The organism is Variovorax paradoxus, assembly GCF_009498455.1.
GTDB classification, from domain to species: Bacteria; Pseudomonadota; Gammaproteobacteria; order Burkholderiales; family Burkholderiaceae_C; genus Variovorax; species Variovorax paradoxus_H.
On sequence record NZ_CP045644.1, the window covers coordinates 686,061 to 701,456 of the forward strand.

The following is a 15,396-nucleotide window of genomic DNA, read 5'->3' on the forward strand; positions in this document are numbered from 1 at the left end:
CTTCGCCCCGCCCTCTGGCTCCGACTGTCCGGCATGATCCTTTCGCGCATCACTCTCGCTCCCTTTCTGATAGCTATTGCCGCAGCCTGCATGCCGGCTGCGGCCCAGCTGGCCCCGAAGACCAGGGCCGTGGTCACCACCCCCCATGTGCGCGCCGAGCTGGTCGCCCATGCGCCCGACGGTGTGGCGCCCGGCGCGCCGGTCTGGATCGGGCTGCAGATCACCCACCAGCCCGAGTGGCACACCTACTGGAAGAACGCCGGCGATTCGGGTCTTCCGACGGAATTGAAGTGGACGCTGCCCGCCGGCGTCTCGACCGGCGAGATCGCCTGGCCGGTGCCCAAGAAGATCCCGGTCGGCACGCTCGCCAACTACGGCTACGAGAACACCGTGCTGCTGCCGGTGCCGCTCGAGGTTTCGACACTCTACAAACCCGACGTGGCGCTCACCGGCGGATCGCCCGCGATGGACATCAAGCTGCAGGCCTCCTGGCTGGTCTGCCGCAAGGAATGCATTCCTGAAGAGGGCGAGTTCACGCTCTCGCTGCCCACGCGCGGTTCCACCGCGCTGAACAAGGCGGCCTTCGACACCGCGCAGGCCGCGCAACCGCAGCCGCTGGGCGCGCCCGGCGCCATCGCCGTCGACGGCCAGCAACTGAAGGTGCGCCTCGACGGCCTGCCCGCCGCAGTGCGCGGCAAGACGCTCGAGTTCTTCCCCGAAACGCCCGAGGTGATCCGCACCGCCGCCGTGTCGGGCAAGGACTGGACGCAGGCCTGGGACGGCGCGACCTGGACCGCCACCATGCCGCTGGCCGACCAGCGCAGCGAAAGCCCCACCGTCATGCCCGTCGTGGTGGTGCTGGCCGAGGCCGATCGCCAGTCGGGCCAGCCCGTGGCATGGCGCGCCGAAGCGCCGGTGTCGGGCACCTGGCCCACCGCTGCGGCCGCGCCGCGCGCCGCCGCGGTGTCGCCCGCGCTGCAGGCGGCGCTGGCGGCCAACGCGGCGCAAGCGGCGGCCCCCGCTGCTGCCCAAGCCCAGCCCGCCGGCGCCTTCATGGTCGCCCTGCTCGGTGCGCTGCTCGGCGGCCTGCTGCTCAACCTCATGCCCTGCGTGTTCCCGATCCTCGCGATCAAGGTGCTGGGCTTCGCGCGGCAGGCGGGCAACGCCAGCGCGCACCGCAAGGCGGGCCTGGCCTACACGGGCGGCGTGATGCTGTCGTTCCTCGCGCTGGGCGGCGCCATGCTCGCGCTGCGCGCGGCCGGTGCGCAACTCGGCTGGGGTTTCCAGCTGCAGTCGCCCGCCGTGGTGGCGGCTCTGGCAGCGCTCTTCACCTTGCTCGGCCTGAACCTGGCGGGCGTGTTCGAGTTCGGCCGCGCGGCGCCGCAGTCGGTGTGCAGCGCGCAGGCCAAGCACCCGCTGGCCAACGACTTCCTCTCCGGCGTGCTCGCCGTGGTGATCGCCTCGCCCTGCACCGCGCCGTTCATGGGCGCCTCGCTGGGCTTTGCCATCGGCCTGCCGGCCACGCAGGCGCTGATGCTGTTCGCGGCACTGGGCCTCGGCCTCGCCCTGCCCTACCTGGTGGCGGGCTTCGTGCCGGCCGTGGCGCGCCTGCTGCCCAAGCCGGGCCCGTGGATGCACACGCTGCGCCGCCTGCTCGCCTTCCCGATGTTCGCGACCGTGGCCTGGCTGGTCTGGGTGCTGGGCCAGCAAAGCGGCATCGACGGCGCGGGCACGCTGCTCGCGCTGCTGGTGTGCCTGGCCGCCGTGGTCTGGGCGTTCACGCTGCGCGGACGCACGCGGGTCGTCATCGCCACCGTGATGATCGCCTTCACTGCCGTGCTGGCCGGCGCCATCGGCCGCAACATCGTGCAAGTGCCCGAACCGGCCAAGCTGGCCGCGGCGCCGAACGACGGCGAGCGCTGGCAGCCGTGGTCGGCCCAGCGCGTGAGCGACATGGCGAACGCCGGCCGCCCCGTCTTCATCGACTTCACCGCCGCCTGGTGCGTGACCTGCCAGTACAACAAGAAGAGCACGCTGGCCGACGCCGAGGTGCTCGCCGACTTCGATGCCAAGCAGGTCGCCATGCTGCGCGCCGACTGGACCCGCCGCGACCCCGCCATCACCGCCGCGCTCACCGCGCTGGGCCGCAGCGGCGTGCCGGTGTATGTGCTGCAGGCGCCAGGCAAGGCGCCCGTGGTGCTGACCGAAATCCTCAGCAAGGACGAGGTGCGCGCCGCGTTGGCAGCGCTTTGAGAGCCGATGCAGTGAAATGAATTGAGATGACAACGCCGCTGTCATGGGTTGTCACACGCACTTGAAGAAACCGTTCTAAGCTGCAGTTGTTGTTTGGAATTTTGTTTTTGGAGTTCAAGCTGGCCATGACGCTTTCGCCCACTGTCGACTCACGCTCCCTTCGCGCCGCGCGCCAGGCGCGCGCCGCCCTCAGCCGCGCTTCCCGCCGCGCCGTCGTTGCCGCCGCCGTGGCGCTGGGCGCCACCTTCCTCATGGGCACCAACGCCTTTGCCGCGCCGGCCGTGGGCCAGCAGGCGCCCGATTTCGTCGCCGTCGACACCAGCGGCGCCAAGCACAAGCTGTCCGATTTCGCGGGCAAGTTCGTGGTGCTCGAATGGACCAACCCTGGCTGCCCCTTCGTGCGCAAGCACTACGGCAGCGGCAACATGCCCGCCACGCAGAAAGCGGCCACCGACAAGGGCGTGGTCTGGCTCGCGATCAACTCCACCGAACGCGCCGCCAGCGACTACCTGAAGGCCGACGCGCTCGACGCCTGGATGAAGTCGCAAAAGGCCGCGCCCACCGCCGTGCTCATGGACGAAGACGGCGTCATCGGCCAGGTCTACGGCGCGCGCACCACGCCCCACATCTTCATCATCGATCCCAAGGGCATGCTGGTGTATGCCGGCGGCATCGACAGCATCGCCTCGGCGCGCGCCGACGACATCAAGACCGCCACCAACTACGTGAACCAGGCGCTGGGCGAAGTGCTCGGCGGAAAACCGGTGTCGACCGCGAGCACGCGGCCGTACGGGTGTTCGATCAAGTACAAGAGTTGATCGGGCGGGGGCTGCGCCCGCGGGGTTCTCGCGCAAGCTGACGCGCAGGCCTCTTCGTCTCGCATCCTCGATGACACGGACACGCTGTGTCCAGGCCTGAAACGGGCACGCCCATGCCCGGCCCCTCCCGCTTCGAACCCGTCGGCCGGTTCGTTCGGGCAGAAGCCAAATCGCCGCAAAAAGCGCATCATCGTCACTGACGAACCCACGGTGCGGACTGTTCGCGAGGCGAGCATGACAAGAAGGTTCAAGACGCTTTTCTGGGTCGGCGCTGGACTCGCCGTGGGGGGAACGCTTGCCGCGCTCGTGGCGAACGAGTTGAAGACCTCCCGGCTGCAATCGGCCCTGTGGCGCGACCTTGCCAGCGGTGCCAACTTCAGCGTCGACGCCGGTGCCAGCGATGCCATCCGCTTTCCCCGCAACGGACCCTACGACGAGCGGCTGGGCTACCACCAGCTTCCCGGCTACATCGAACGCCTGAAACCACAGGGCTATGTCGTCACCCGCCAGGCGCGCATGTCGCCGCGGCTGATCGAGCTGCAGGACCACGGGCTCTTTGCGCCCTACCGCGAGAAAAACCAGGCCGGCCTGACGGTGCGCGACTGCCGCCATGCGGCGCTGCTGCACACGCGTGTGCCGAAGCGCGCCTACGAGCGCTTCGAGGACGTGCCACCGCTGCTGGTGAGCGCCCTGCTGTTCGTCGAAGACCGCCACCTGCTGGACGCGCAGCCGCTGCAGCGCAACCCCGCGATCGATCCGGAACGCTTCGCGAAGGCGGCGCTCGAGCAGGCGCTGCGCGCGGTCGGCCTGGGCCAGTCGGCGACGGGCGGCAGCACGCTGGCCACCCAGCTCGAGAAATACCGCCATTCGCCGCAAGGCCGCACCGGGTCGGTCGGCGAGAAGCTGCGCCAGATGGCATCGGCCTCGCTGCGCGCCTACCAGGACGGCGACGACACGCTGGCGCGGCGGCGCCAGATCGTCGTCGACTACCTCGACACCGTGCCCCTGGCCGCGCGCCCGGGCCTGGGCGAGGTGCACGGCCTGGGCGATGGCCTGTGGGCCTGGTACGGACGCGACTTCGGCGAAGTCAACCGCCTGCTCGCCGACCACGCGGAAGAAGCCTCAGCGCCCTCGGACGAAGCGCTCCGGCAGCAGGCCGAGGCCTTCAAGCAGGCGCTGTCGCTGATGATCGCGCAGCGCCGCCCGTCGCAGCACCTGCTCGGCGACGGCGCCGGCCTGGCCCGGCTGACCGACAGCTACCTGCGGCTGATGGCCGAGGCAGGCCTGATCACGCCCGCGCTGCGCGATGCGGCGCTGCCGCTGCCCTTGCACCTGCAGCCCCCGCTGCCGCCCACGCCCCGGCCCGACTTCGTGCAGCGCAAGGCCGCGAGCGCGCTGCGCACCCACATCGCCACGCTGCTCGACGTGCCGCGTGCCTACGACCTGGAGCGCCTCGACCTCGAGGCCGAAACCAGCCTGGACGGCGAAGCGCAGGCGCTCGTGGCGCAGGTGCTGGCGGGCCTGCGGACGCCCGCCGCGGCGAAGGCGGCAGGGCTGTACGGCGCCCACCTGCTCGACCCGGGCGCCGACCCGAGCCCGCTGGTCTACAGCTTCACGCTGTTCGAGCGCAGTGCCGGGGCGAACCTGCTGCGCGTTCAGGCCGACAACATCGACCAGCCCTTCGACGTGAACCAGGGCGCGCGGCTGGACCTGGGCTCGACCGCCAAGCTGCGCACGCTGGTGAGCTACCTCGAGCTGGTGGCCGAGCTGCACGCGGGCTGGGCCGACTTGAGCACGGCCCAGTTGTCGGCGCTGGCGACCAGTCCGCGCGACCCGCTGGGCGCGTGGGCGCGGCAGTACCTCCTGCGCGCCAAGGATCGCAGCCTCACGCCGATGCTCGAGGCGGCCATGGAGCGGAAGTATTCGGCGAACCCCGGCGAGTCCTTTTTCACCGGCGGCGGCCTGCACCAGTTCGAGAACTTCGAGCGCTCGCGCAACAGCAGTTCGATGACGGTGCGGGAGGGCTTCAAGCATTCGGTCAACCTGGTGTTCATTCGCCTGATGCGCGACCTGGTGCGCCACCGCATGTTCGGCGGCGCATCGGACGCCGAGCGCCTGCTGAAGGACCCTGCCGACCCGCGCCGGCGCGAAATGCTCGCGCGCTTTGCCGACCGCGAAGGCTCCGCCTTCCTCGTCCGCTTCCATCGCAAGTACCAGCGCCTGTCGGCCGCGGATGCCGAAGCGCTGCTGCTGCGCGGCCTGAGGCCGTCGGCGCCGCGCCTGGCGAGCGTGCTGTTCACGATCGAGCCCGAGGCCGGCGAAGAGCGGCTCGACGAACTGCTCACGCAGCGGCTGGGCAAGGGCGCCGGATCGCCGCGCGCACTGGGGGCGCTGCGCAACACCTACGCCGGCCTGTCGCTCGCCGATCGCGGCTACGTCGCGCGCGTGCATCCGCTGGAGCTCTGGCTGGTCGGCTTCCTGCGGACGCACCCCGGCGCCTCGCTGACCGAGGTGCTGGATGCCAGTGCGAGCGAACGTCAGGAGGTCTACGCCTGGCTCTTCAAGACGCGCCACAAGGGCGCGCAGGACAAGCGCGTGCGCGAGCTGATCGAGCTCGACGCCTTCGCGCAGATTCATCGTTCGTGGCAGCGCGTGGGCTACCCCTTCGCATCGCTGACGCCGTCGTATGCGAGCGCGATCGGCGCGTCGGGCGACCGGCCGGCCGCGCTGGCGGAGCTGATGGGCATCATCGCGAACGACGGCGTGCGGCTGCCCACGCAACGGGTCGGCGCACTGCACTTCGGGCGCGACACGCCCTACGAGACACGGCTGGAGCCGCACAACGCGAGCGCCGAAAGAGTGCTGCCCACCGAGGTGACCGCGACGCTGCAGCGCGCGCTGGTCGGGGTGGTGAACGACGGCACGGCACGGCGCTTGAAGGGCGCGCTCACGGACGAGAACGGCCGGGCCCTCGAGATCGGCGGCAAGACCGGCACCGGCGACCATCGCTACGAGCAAACCGGCCGCGGCGGACGGGTGATCTCGCAGCGCAAGATCGACCGCTCGGCCACCTTCGTGTTCATGATCGGCGACCGCTACTTCGGCACCGTCATGGCCTACGTGCACGAGCCCTATGCCGCTCGCTACCGCTTCACGAGTGCGCTGCCGACCCAGCTGCTGAAGTCGCTGGGGCCGCAGTTGCTGCCCGTGCTTCAGCGCAGCGGGTGCGGGGGAGATTGACAGGGCGCATTGACAGCTACCTGACTCCTCTCGTCAGGTCCCGGTCGGGAACCCCGGCCTACCCTTGGGCCCACAACATCGCCCCAGGGGACACACCATGACTTCCGCGCCCGCCCACGCGCAGACCTCCTCGAAATTCGCCACCGTCCTGCGCGTGACCGGCGGCAACTTCATGGAGATGTTCGACTTCTTCCTGTTCGGCTTCTACGCCACGCAGATCTCGAAGGCCTTCTTCCCCGCGGGCAACGAGTTCGCGTCGCTGATGCTGACCTTCATGACCTTCGGCGCAGGCTTCCTGATGCGACCGCTGGGCGCCATCTTTCTCGGCGCGTACGTCGACCGCGTGGGCCGCCGCCAGGGCCTGATCGTCACGCTCGCGCTGATGGCCGTCGGCACCTTGCTGATCGCCTGCGTGCCGAGCTACGCGACCCTCGGCGTCATCGCGCCGCTGCTGGTGCTGGTCGGCCGGCTGCTGCAGGGCTTCTCGGCCGGCGTGGAACTGGGCGGCGTGTCGGTGTACCTCTCGGAGATGGCCACGCCGGGCCGCAAGGGCTTCTACGTGAGCTGGCAGTCGGCCAGCCAGCAAGTCGCCATCGTCGTGGCGGCCGCGCTCGGCTACTGGCTCAATGTGACCTTCACCTCGCAGGAGATCGGCGACTTCTACTGGCGTGTGCCTTTCTTCGTCGGCTGCCTGATCGTGCCGGTGCTGTTCGTCATTCGCCGCTCGCTGCAGGAGACCGAGGCGTTCATGGCGCGCAAGCACCGCCCCGACGCGCCCGAGATCTTCCGCTCGATGGTCGCCAACTGGGGCCTCGTCGTCGCCGGGATGATGCTGGTGTCGATGACCACCGTGTCGTTCTACCTGATCACCGTCTACACGCCCACCTTCGGCAAGGCCGTGCTGCACCTGAGCACGACCGACGCGCTCATCGTCACGCTGTGCGTGGCCATCTCGAACTTCATCTGGCTGCCGATCATGGGCTCGCTGTCGGACCGCGTGGGGCGCAAGCCGCTGCTGGTTCTGTTCACCGTGCTGACCATCCTCACGGCCTATCCGTCGCTCAAGTGGCTGGTCGGTGCGCCGAGCTTCGCGCGCATGCTCGAGGTCGAGCTGTGGCTGTCGTTCCTGTACGCCAGCTACAACGGCGCGATGGTGGTGGCGCTCACCGAGGTGATGCCGGTCAGCGTGCGCACAGCAGGCTTCTCGCTGGCCTACAGCCTTGCGACGGCGCTGTTCGGCGGCTTCACGCCGGCCATTGCCACGGGCCTGATCGAGATGACCGGCGACAAGGGCGCGCCCGGCCTGTGGATGACGGCCGCCGCAGCCTGCGGCCTGATCGCCACGCTGGTGCTGTACCGCCGCAACGTCGATCCGGCCGACGCGGGCCGCGTGCCCGCCGTCTGAACCGCCGCCGCCAGCCCGCGGGGGCCCTGCGACAATCGGGCCATGCCTTTCGCCCCTTTGCAAAACGACACCTTCCTGCGGGCCTGCTGGCGCCAGGCCACCGATCACACGCCCGTCTGGCTCATGCGCCAGGCCGGCCGCTACCTCCCTGAATACGTTGCCACGCGCGCCAAGGCCGGCAGCTTCATGGGGCTGGCCACCAACACCGACTACGCCACCGAGGTCACGCTGCAGCCGCTGGCGCGCTACCCGCTCGACGCGGCCATCCTGTTCTCGGACATCCTCACGGTGCCCGACGCGATGGGCCTGGGCCTGTCGTTCGAGGCCGGCGAAGGCCCGCGCTTTGCGCGCCCGGTGCGCGACGAAGCGGCCGTGGCCGCGCTCGAAGTGCCCGACCTGAACAAGCTGCGCTACGTGTTCGACGCCGTGGGCTCGATCCGCAAGGCGCTCAACGGCCGCGTGCCGCTGATCGGCTTCTCGGGCAGCCCGTGGACGCTGGCCTGCTATATGGTCGAAGGCGCGGGCTCGAGCGACTACCGCCTCGTCAAAAGCATGCTGTACGGCCGCCCCGACCTGATGCACCGCATCCTCGCGGTCAATGCCGATTCGGTGGCCGCGTACCTCAACGCGCAGATCGACGCCGGCGCGCAGGCCGTGATGATCTTCGACAGCTGGGGCGGCGTGCTCGCCGACGGCGCCTTCCACGAATTCAGCCTGGCCTACACCGCACGCGTGCTCGCCGGCCTGAAGCGCAACGGCCCCGACGGCCAGCCGGTGCCGCGCATCGTCTTCACCAAGGGCGGCGGCCTGTGGCTCGGCGCCATGCGCGCGCTCGACTGCGAAGTGCTTGGCGTCGACTGGACCGTGAACCTCGCGGCCGCGCGCCGCCTCGTGGCCGAAGGTGCCGAGGACAAGGCCAAGGCGATCCAGGGCAACATCGATCCGAACGTGCTGTTCGCTCCGCCCGCGGCCATCGAGGCCGAGGTCGGCAAGGTGCTGCAGGCGTTCGGCAAGCCCCACACCGACCGCACCACCACGGGCCCGACGCACATCTTCAACCTGGGCCACGGCATCAGCCAGTTCACGCCGCCCGACCACGTGTCGGCGCTGGTTCAGGCCGTGCACGACCAGTCGCGCGCACTGCGCGCCTGAGTTCACAAGTGTGATCTGCCGACCGCCCGGTTGGCAGACTCAGCGTCCCCAAAAGCCAGGCGACCGGCGTTTGTCAAGCCCTAAAACGGCCCCGGACGCCCGACTTATGCACAAAACGCGTGTTGCACTGCGCAAGATTATCTGAGGGGGCGTTCGTTCTGCTCCTAAACCAATAGCGACGCTAAGTGGTTGATTTATATAGAGTTTGATTTTTGCTTTTTTTCCGGGCATTCCAGCGGAAGCCTTGAAAATCAAGGCTTCGGCGACCATCCAGCCGTCTTGTCAACAAAGTTATCCACAGAAACTCTGGATGACCGCCAAAGCGCTGTGAAATCAACAACTTAAGCGGTCTTGCTCCAAAACGCATTAACAAACCTTGCCAAAAAGGACGCCCAGCCCCTCCGCCGAATCGCCGTCCGCAGACGGCGCGCCGCCGGCCCCACACGCTTGTTTCCCCTGGCGGCTCGACATCGCGGTGCAGACGCCCGCGCATGCCGCTTTGGGTGACCTGCTGAGCTACGCCGGCGCCGAGCCCCTGGTGCCGGGCACGCTGGTGCGGGTGCCGCTGGGCAAGCGCGAAGTGCTGGGCGTGGTCTGGAACGAGCCGACCTCGCTGGAAGGCGCCGAGCCCGACATGGCGCTCAAACCCGTCGGCGCCGCGCTCGACGCGCTGGCGCCGCTGGGCGAGGCCTGGCGCGACCTCGTGGCCTTTGCCGGGCGCTACTACCAGCGCTCTATCGGCGAGATCGCGCTGGCCGCCCTGCCGCCGCAGCTGCGCGACCTGAGCACGACGCAGCTGGCGCGCCGCCTCAAGCGCAAGACCACGGCGGGGCCGGTGGCCGAGACCGCCGAGTCCGCGAACCTGATCGCCCTCTCCGAAGAGCAGGCGGCCGCGCTGGCCCGCATCGGGGCCGAGACCGGCACCTTCCTGCTGGTCGGCAGCACCGGCAGCGGCAAGACCGAGGTCTACCTGCGCTGCGTGGCCGACCTGCTCGCGCGCGACCCCGAGGCGCAGGCGCTGGTGATGGTGCCCGAGATCAACCTCACGCCGCAGCTCGAAGCCCGCTTCAAGGCCCGCTTCGGCGACGAGGCCGTGGTGTCGCTGCACAGCGGCATGACGAATCCGCAGCGGCTCGCGAGCTGGCTGGCGGCGCACGGCGGCGCGGCGCGCATCGTGCTGGGCACGCGCATGGCGGTGTTCGCGTCGATCCCGGGGCTGAAGCTCATCGTGGTCGACGAAGAGCACGACCCCAGCTACAAGCAGCAGGAAGGCGCGCGCTACTCGGCGCGCGACCTCGCCGTGTGGCGCGGCCAGCGCGAAAAAGCCAAGGTGATCCTCGGCTCGGCCACGCCCTCGCTCGAAAGCTGGCACCAGAGCCGGCCGCCCGAGGGCGACGACCCGGGCGGGCGCTACGTGCGGCTGGCCATGCCTTCGCGCATCGGCGCGGGCGCGCTGCCGGCCGTGCGGCTGGTCGACATGAACCTGCAGCCGCCGAAGACGGTGATCTCGGGCGCGCTGCTCGACGCCATCGGCCAGCGCATCGCGCGCGGCGAGCAGAGCATGATCTTCCTGAACCGGCGCGGCTATGCGCCGGTGCTGGCCTGCGGCGACTGCGGCTGGAAGAGCGAATGCCCGCACTGCAGCGCCTACCGCGTGTTCCACAAGATCGACCGCACGCTGCGCTGCCACCACTGCGGCTTCACCGAGCGCGTGCCGCGCGCCTGCCCGGCCTGCGGCAACCCCGACATCGCGCCCGTGGGCCGCGGCACCGAACGGCTCGAAGAACACCTGGCCGAGCTGTTCGCCGCCGTGAAGCACGCCGACGGCAGCGCGGTGCGCATCGCGCGCATCGACGCCGACAGCACCAAGAAACAGGGCGCGCTCGAATCGCAGCTCGCGGCCGTGCATGCGGGCGAGGTCGACGTGCTCGTCGGCACGCAGATGATCGCCAAGGGCCACGACTTCCGCCGCATCACGCTGGTGGCCGCAGTGAACCCCGATGGCGCGCTGTTCTCCAGCGACTTCCGCGCGCCCGAGCGCTTGTTCAGCCTGTTGATGCAATCAGCGGGCCGTGCGGGCCGCGATGCCGCCTACCTCGCGGCGCAGGGCACCAAGGCCGAGATGTGGATCCAGACGCACCATGCGCCGCACCCGCTGTTCGCGGCGCTGCGCCGGCACGACTACGAGGCCTTCGCCAAGCAGCAGTTGGAAGAACGCCAGGCCGCCGCCATGCCGCCCTTCGCGTTCCAGGCGCTGCTGCGCGCCGACGCGCGCGAGCAGTCGGTGGCGCAGGGCTTTCTGAACCTTGCGGCCGACAAGGCCGAGGCGCTGCCCGGCGCCGACCTCGTCACGCGCTACCCGGCGGTGCCGCTGGCGATCCAGCGCGTGGCGAACGTGGAGCGCGCGCAGATGCTCATCGAAAGCCCGTCACGCGCGGCGCTGCAACGCCTGCTGGCCGCCTGGCAGCCGCTGCTGCATGAGCTGCGGCGCACGCCCGAGGGCAAGGGCGTGATCCGCTGGCTGGTGGACGTGGACCCGCACAGCATCTGAGCGACGCGCGAAGGCGCCTCAGCGCGGACGCAGGATGCGGTTGCGCAGGCCTTCGGGTTTGCGCAGCAAGGGCGCGTCGGGGCCGGAGGCAGCGCTCTTGGCCAGGCGACCGCCGGGCACGGCAGGGCAGACGCCCGTGACCTGGTGCGAGAGCGCGGCGGCCAGGCGCGCCTCCGCCGGATCGCCGAGCGCATGGCCGAAATCGTCGGGGATGGCGCAGGTGGGTGCGAGACCGTCCGGGTAGTCGCCGAACCCCTTGGCGTTCACGCTCTGGAACTGCACGCTGAAGTAGGTGGTGCCGCAGTTGTCCTGGGGATAGAAGCCGTAGGGCTTGCCGCAGGTGGTGCCGCCGATCTGGACCACGTCGATGTCGATGCCGCGCAGGCCGTTGATGAACGCCTCGCTGGCCGAGCAGGTGTCGGGCCCCGTGAGCACGTAGACGCGCCGCAGGTCGAGGCTGGGCAGCGGCTGGGGCGGGTCGATGGGAGCAAGGAAGCCCAGGGTCGTGGCCCAGAACGGCGTGGGCAGGAGCGGCTCACCAAACACCGGATCGCGTTCGGTGTGCTTGTTGTTGTAGCGCAGGGACTCGAAGGCTTTGTCGCGCGTCTTCGCCTCGCCGGCGACCATGAAAGCCAGTTGGCTGGCCATGTCCAGATAGCCGCCGCCGTTGTAGCGCAGGTCGACGACCAACTCGGTGGGCTGCGCCGCGCGCAGTTGCTCGAAGGCTGTCTTCAGTGGCAGCTCCGCCGTCCCGATGTGGTCGTTGAACTGCAGGTAGCCGACCTTGCGGCCCTCGTTCGGGAGGATCTTGACGTTCTGGACAGGCATCGAGGTCACGGCGGCGGCCGTCAGCGCGACCTCGCGCTCGATGCCGCTGACGACGTCGCGAACGGTAAAAAGCGTGCGCGTCCCCGGCGCGGCGGGAGCAAGCCCCGCGTTGAGGATCTCGATGCCTGCGACCGTGTTGTCGTTCACGAAATCGATGCCGTTGATCTTGAGCACCTGATCGCCGCGCCGCAAACCGGCATCCGGCACGGCTGCGGGGGAGCCGGGCTCCACATAGGCCACCAGCAGATCGCGTGGCGGGCGGTCGGCGAAAAACGCCCACTTTGCCCCATAGTCGACGGACGTGCCGCCGTGCAAGAGCCCTTCCCACCGATCGGTGGCGTAGGCGAAATGGAACAGGTCCTTGCGCGCGCCCGAAGGCGTTGCGCGATGGGTCTTGAGCAGGTCGAAATAGTCGGACGTGGCGTACAGCGCGGGGTCCAGATCCGGGACTTCGTCGTACCAGAGGTAGGTGTCGTTGGTCCACGCGCGCAGCCAGTTGTTCTCATCGACCGTGCGGCCGGCCTTGTCGGCGAACGGCTTGCCGTCGTAGCCCGTGCCGGTGCGTGGTGCCGCGCAGCGGTCCTTGTAGAGACTCGCGGCGCGGAACACGCCTTCGACCCAGGGCGCATTGCGCAAGGCATCGCCGTCGTCGGGCGCATCGGGCGGTGCCGTGGGTGGGGTGGTGGTGGTGGGTGGCGTGATGCCCGTGCCGCTGTTCGGCAGGAAGCTGGCACCAGAGCCCCCGTCTCCCCCGCCACCGCAGGCGACGAGCACGGCCATCGGAACGGACAGCAGCAGAAGACGGGCGAAACGAAAACGCAGGGGGAAAAGAGGCACGGCGAAGTTCCTGGAAGGCGGTAAGGCGCCACCATCCTAGGAAGCTCTGCGCAGGCGCGCATTGGACCAAAGTCCTAGATGCAGACCGAACGCGCCGCGTCGGTCGTCAGTGGTAGCCGGTGGGCTCCTTGCCCATGTCGACGTAGCGCAGCTCGTTGTGCCGTCGCCGCGCAACGCTGTTCGGCCAGGCGAACACGACGAGGCTCAGCGCGGCCAGCGCGAGCGCGGCGCCCGTGCCGAGCGTGCCGACATGCCAGAACCAGCCCACCGCAGCGAGCCAGGCCAACCACATCAGGATGCGAACCAGTATTGCCATCGCGTCCCCCACTTGGACCTCACATTTGCACCATTCACACCTTGGACTCGGAACCACTGTAGCAGCGCAACTGCATACGCAAGCATTCATCTGAAGAGATAACGCCCGCTATGCCTTAAGGCATGCCCCGGGATTACCCCGAAATAATCTGCAAAAGGAGTTGACGGTACCCCCCGCCTTGCACAAGCTGTGCCTGTGCGGTTCCATCGCTGGGGCTGCGTGTGTTCGTGCCCGCTCGCTTGATGCAAAGGTCGCCGTGAACTCGTCGTCTCTTCTGGCTGGGGTCGGTGTTGTCGCCGTCTCGCTCGCGTGCCTTGCAGGGTCCGCAGGGGCGGCGGAGCTCGAACTGCAGGGTCGGCGACTGGTGGTCTCGGGCACGCTCGACGGCAGCAAGGTCAAGGCCTTCACCGAGCATTTGGGCAGCGGCACGGTGCGCACCGTGGTGTTCGAAGACTCGTTCGGCGGCACCGCCGAAGCCGCCGGCGCGTATGCCGACGCGATCCGCGAGAGCGGCGTGCAGACCGAGGTGCGCGGCCACTGCATGGCGGCCTGCGCGTATGCGTTCCTGGCTGGCAAGACGCACCGATTCGCAGACGGCCTGCAGGTCAACGGCATTCTGTTGCCGGTGGCCGCCCGCCCCACCGCAGCCGAGCTGGCGGTGCGCTGGCGCGGCGAGGAAGCCCGCAAGACGCTGGCCGACTTCACACCCGCCCCGGGCGCCGCCGCAGCAGCAGCGCACCCGATCGAAACCACCGCGCCCACACCCAAGGACAACTGGCAGCCCGACCACGGCGTGCTCTTCACGGCCAGCCCGACGCTGTTCGGCCGTGTCTACAACACCTACTACTGCGACGGCACGCAGGGCCGCGATTTCTCGAAGTGCGAAAGGCTCTCCGACGCCGACCCGTACAAGCTGGGGGTGCTGACCGAGTGATCAGCGCAGCGCGCCGACCGCCACCGGGAAGGTGAAGAACGCCGCCACCGTCGTCCACAGGATGATGCGTGCGATGCGGCCGTTGTCGGCGCCGAAGCGCTCGGCCAGCATCGACACGTTGCTCGCGCTCGGCAGCGCGGCGACGAGCACGATCACCGCGAGCGCCGACGGTGCCAGCGGCAGCCCGAGCGCGATGGCGCCGCGCCCCAGCGCCCAGACGGCCAGCGGATGCAGCACCAGCTTCACGAGCACCACAGGCAGTACATCGGCCAGCGGGGCCTTCGGCGCGGGCCCGGCGCCGGTGCCCATCGCCGCCGCCACCATGGCGCTGGCGCCGTGCTCGCGCGCCACCAGCGCCGAGCGCGCGAGCACCGCGCCGATGGTGAAGAGCGCCACGGGCGAGGCCGCGTCGGCCAGCATGGCGATGGTGCGCTCGACCGGCCCGGGCAGCTGCCAGCGCATCGCCGACAGCAGCACGCCCAGCAGGATCGACCAGGGCATCGGGTTCACGAGGATGCCGCGCAGCGCCTTGCGCGCGGCCTGCGTGGCGCCCTGGCGGCCTGCGCTGCCGGCACCGTCGAGCCGCGACAGCGCGATGCACAGCGACGAGGTCACGACGAGGTCGAACGCGATGGTGATGATGATCGGCCCGGCCGCCTGCGCGCCCAGCAGCGCCACCAGCAGCGGCACGCCCATGAAGCCGGTGTTCGGAAAGGCCGCCACCAGCGCGCCGAAAGCCGCGTCGTTCCAGCCGATGCGCGCATTGCGCGTGAACAGCACCACGCCCGCCACCACGGCCAGCGCGCAGATGCCCCAGATCAGTGCCACGCTGCCGTCCAGCAGCTGCGCGATGGGCGTGCTGGCGCCGAAGCGCAGCAGCATGCAGGGCAGCGCGAAATACAGCACGAAGGTGTTGAGCCCCGGAATCGCCTCCAGCGGCAGGATGCGGGTGCGGGCGGCGGCATAGCCGGCCGCGATCAGGGCGAAGAAAGGAAAAGTAACAAGGAAAACAGGCAGCACACCGGCATTGTCGTCCTCCTTGGCCGCGCGATGCCCGCTGAC

General features: G+C 69.6%; 10 protein-coding genes. 7 read left to right on the top strand and 3 right to left on the bottom strand.

The features are described 5' to 3' along the window. The first annotated feature begins 33 nt into the window (after window positions 1–33). The 6 genes from GFK26_RS03085 to priA all read left to right on the top strand — a co-directional run bounded on the left by GFK26_RS03085 (window position 34) and on the right by priA (window position 11,419). Window positions 34–2,253 (top strand): thioredoxin family protein, encoded by a 2,220-nt coding sequence (locus GFK26_RS03085; protein WP_194274013.1) that lies wholly within the window; start codon window positions 34–36, stop codon window positions 2,251–2,253. A gap of 125 nt (window positions 2,254–2,378) precedes the next feature. Then, window positions 2,379–3,071 (top strand): thioredoxin family protein, encoded by a 693-nt coding sequence (locus GFK26_RS03090; protein ID WP_180838825.1) that lies wholly within the window; start codon window positions 2,379–2,381, stop codon window positions 3,069–3,071. Between the two features lie 282 nt (window positions 3,072–3,353). Next, window positions 3,354–6,311, top strand: coding sequence for a transglycosylase domain-containing protein (locus GFK26_RS03095; protein WP_228121882.1), 2,958 nt, complete (start codon window positions 3,354–3,356; stop codon window positions 6,309–6,311). Window positions 6,312–6,408: 97 nt separating this feature from the next. Continuing rightward, window positions 6,409–7,716, top strand: coding sequence for an MFS transporter (locus tag GFK26_RS03100; protein ID WP_153280797.1), 1,308 nt, complete (start codon window positions 6,409–6,411; stop codon window positions 7,714–7,716). Between the two features lie 42 nt (window positions 7,717–7,758). Then, complete coding sequence (hemE, locus tag GFK26_RS03105) at window positions 7,759–8,868, top strand: uroporphyrinogen decarboxylase (protein WP_153280798.1); 1,110 nt, start codon at window positions 7,759–7,761, stop codon at window positions 8,866–8,868. A 475-nt stretch (window positions 8,869–9,343) separates the two neighbouring features. Next, the gene (gene priA / locus GFK26_RS03110; protein WP_153280799.1) at window positions 9,344–11,419 is read left to right on the top strand and encodes a replication restart helicase PriA; all 2,076 of its coding nucleotides are present in this window, start codon (window positions 9,344–9,346) and stop codon (window positions 11,417–11,419) included. Window positions 11,420–11,437: 18 nt separating this feature from the next. Here the strand turns inward: priA and GFK26_RS03115 are convergent, their stop codons facing one another. Both GFK26_RS03115 and GFK26_RS03120 read right to left on the bottom strand, forming a co-directional pair. After that, complete coding sequence (locus tag GFK26_RS03115; protein ID WP_153280800.1) at window positions 11,438–13,084, bottom strand: S41 family peptidase; 1,647 nt, start codon at window positions 13,082–13,084, stop codon at window positions 11,438–11,440. 106 nt (window positions 13,085–13,190) lie between these two features. Continuing rightward, window positions 13,191–13,400: a hypothetical protein gene (locus GFK26_RS03120; protein ID WP_153280801.1), complete on the bottom strand. Its 210-nt coding sequence runs from the start codon at window positions 13,398–13,400 to the stop codon at window positions 13,191–13,193. A gap of 256 nt (window positions 13,401–13,656) precedes the next feature. Between GFK26_RS03120 and GFK26_RS03125 the strand changes: the two genes are divergently transcribed. Continuing rightward, window positions 13,657–14,334: a hypothetical protein gene (locus GFK26_RS03125; protein ID WP_228121883.1), complete on the top strand. Its 678-nt coding sequence runs from the start codon at window positions 13,657–13,659 to the stop codon at window positions 14,332–14,334. Here GFK26_RS03125 and GFK26_RS03130 read toward each other — a convergent pair whose 3' ends face one another. Beyond that, complete coding sequence (locus tag GFK26_RS03130; protein ID WP_153280802.1) at window positions 14,335–15,354, bottom strand: AEC family transporter; 1,020 nt, start codon at window positions 15,352–15,354, stop codon at window positions 14,335–14,337. It abuts the gene before it with no gap. Window positions 15,355–15,396: the final 42 nt, after the last annotated feature.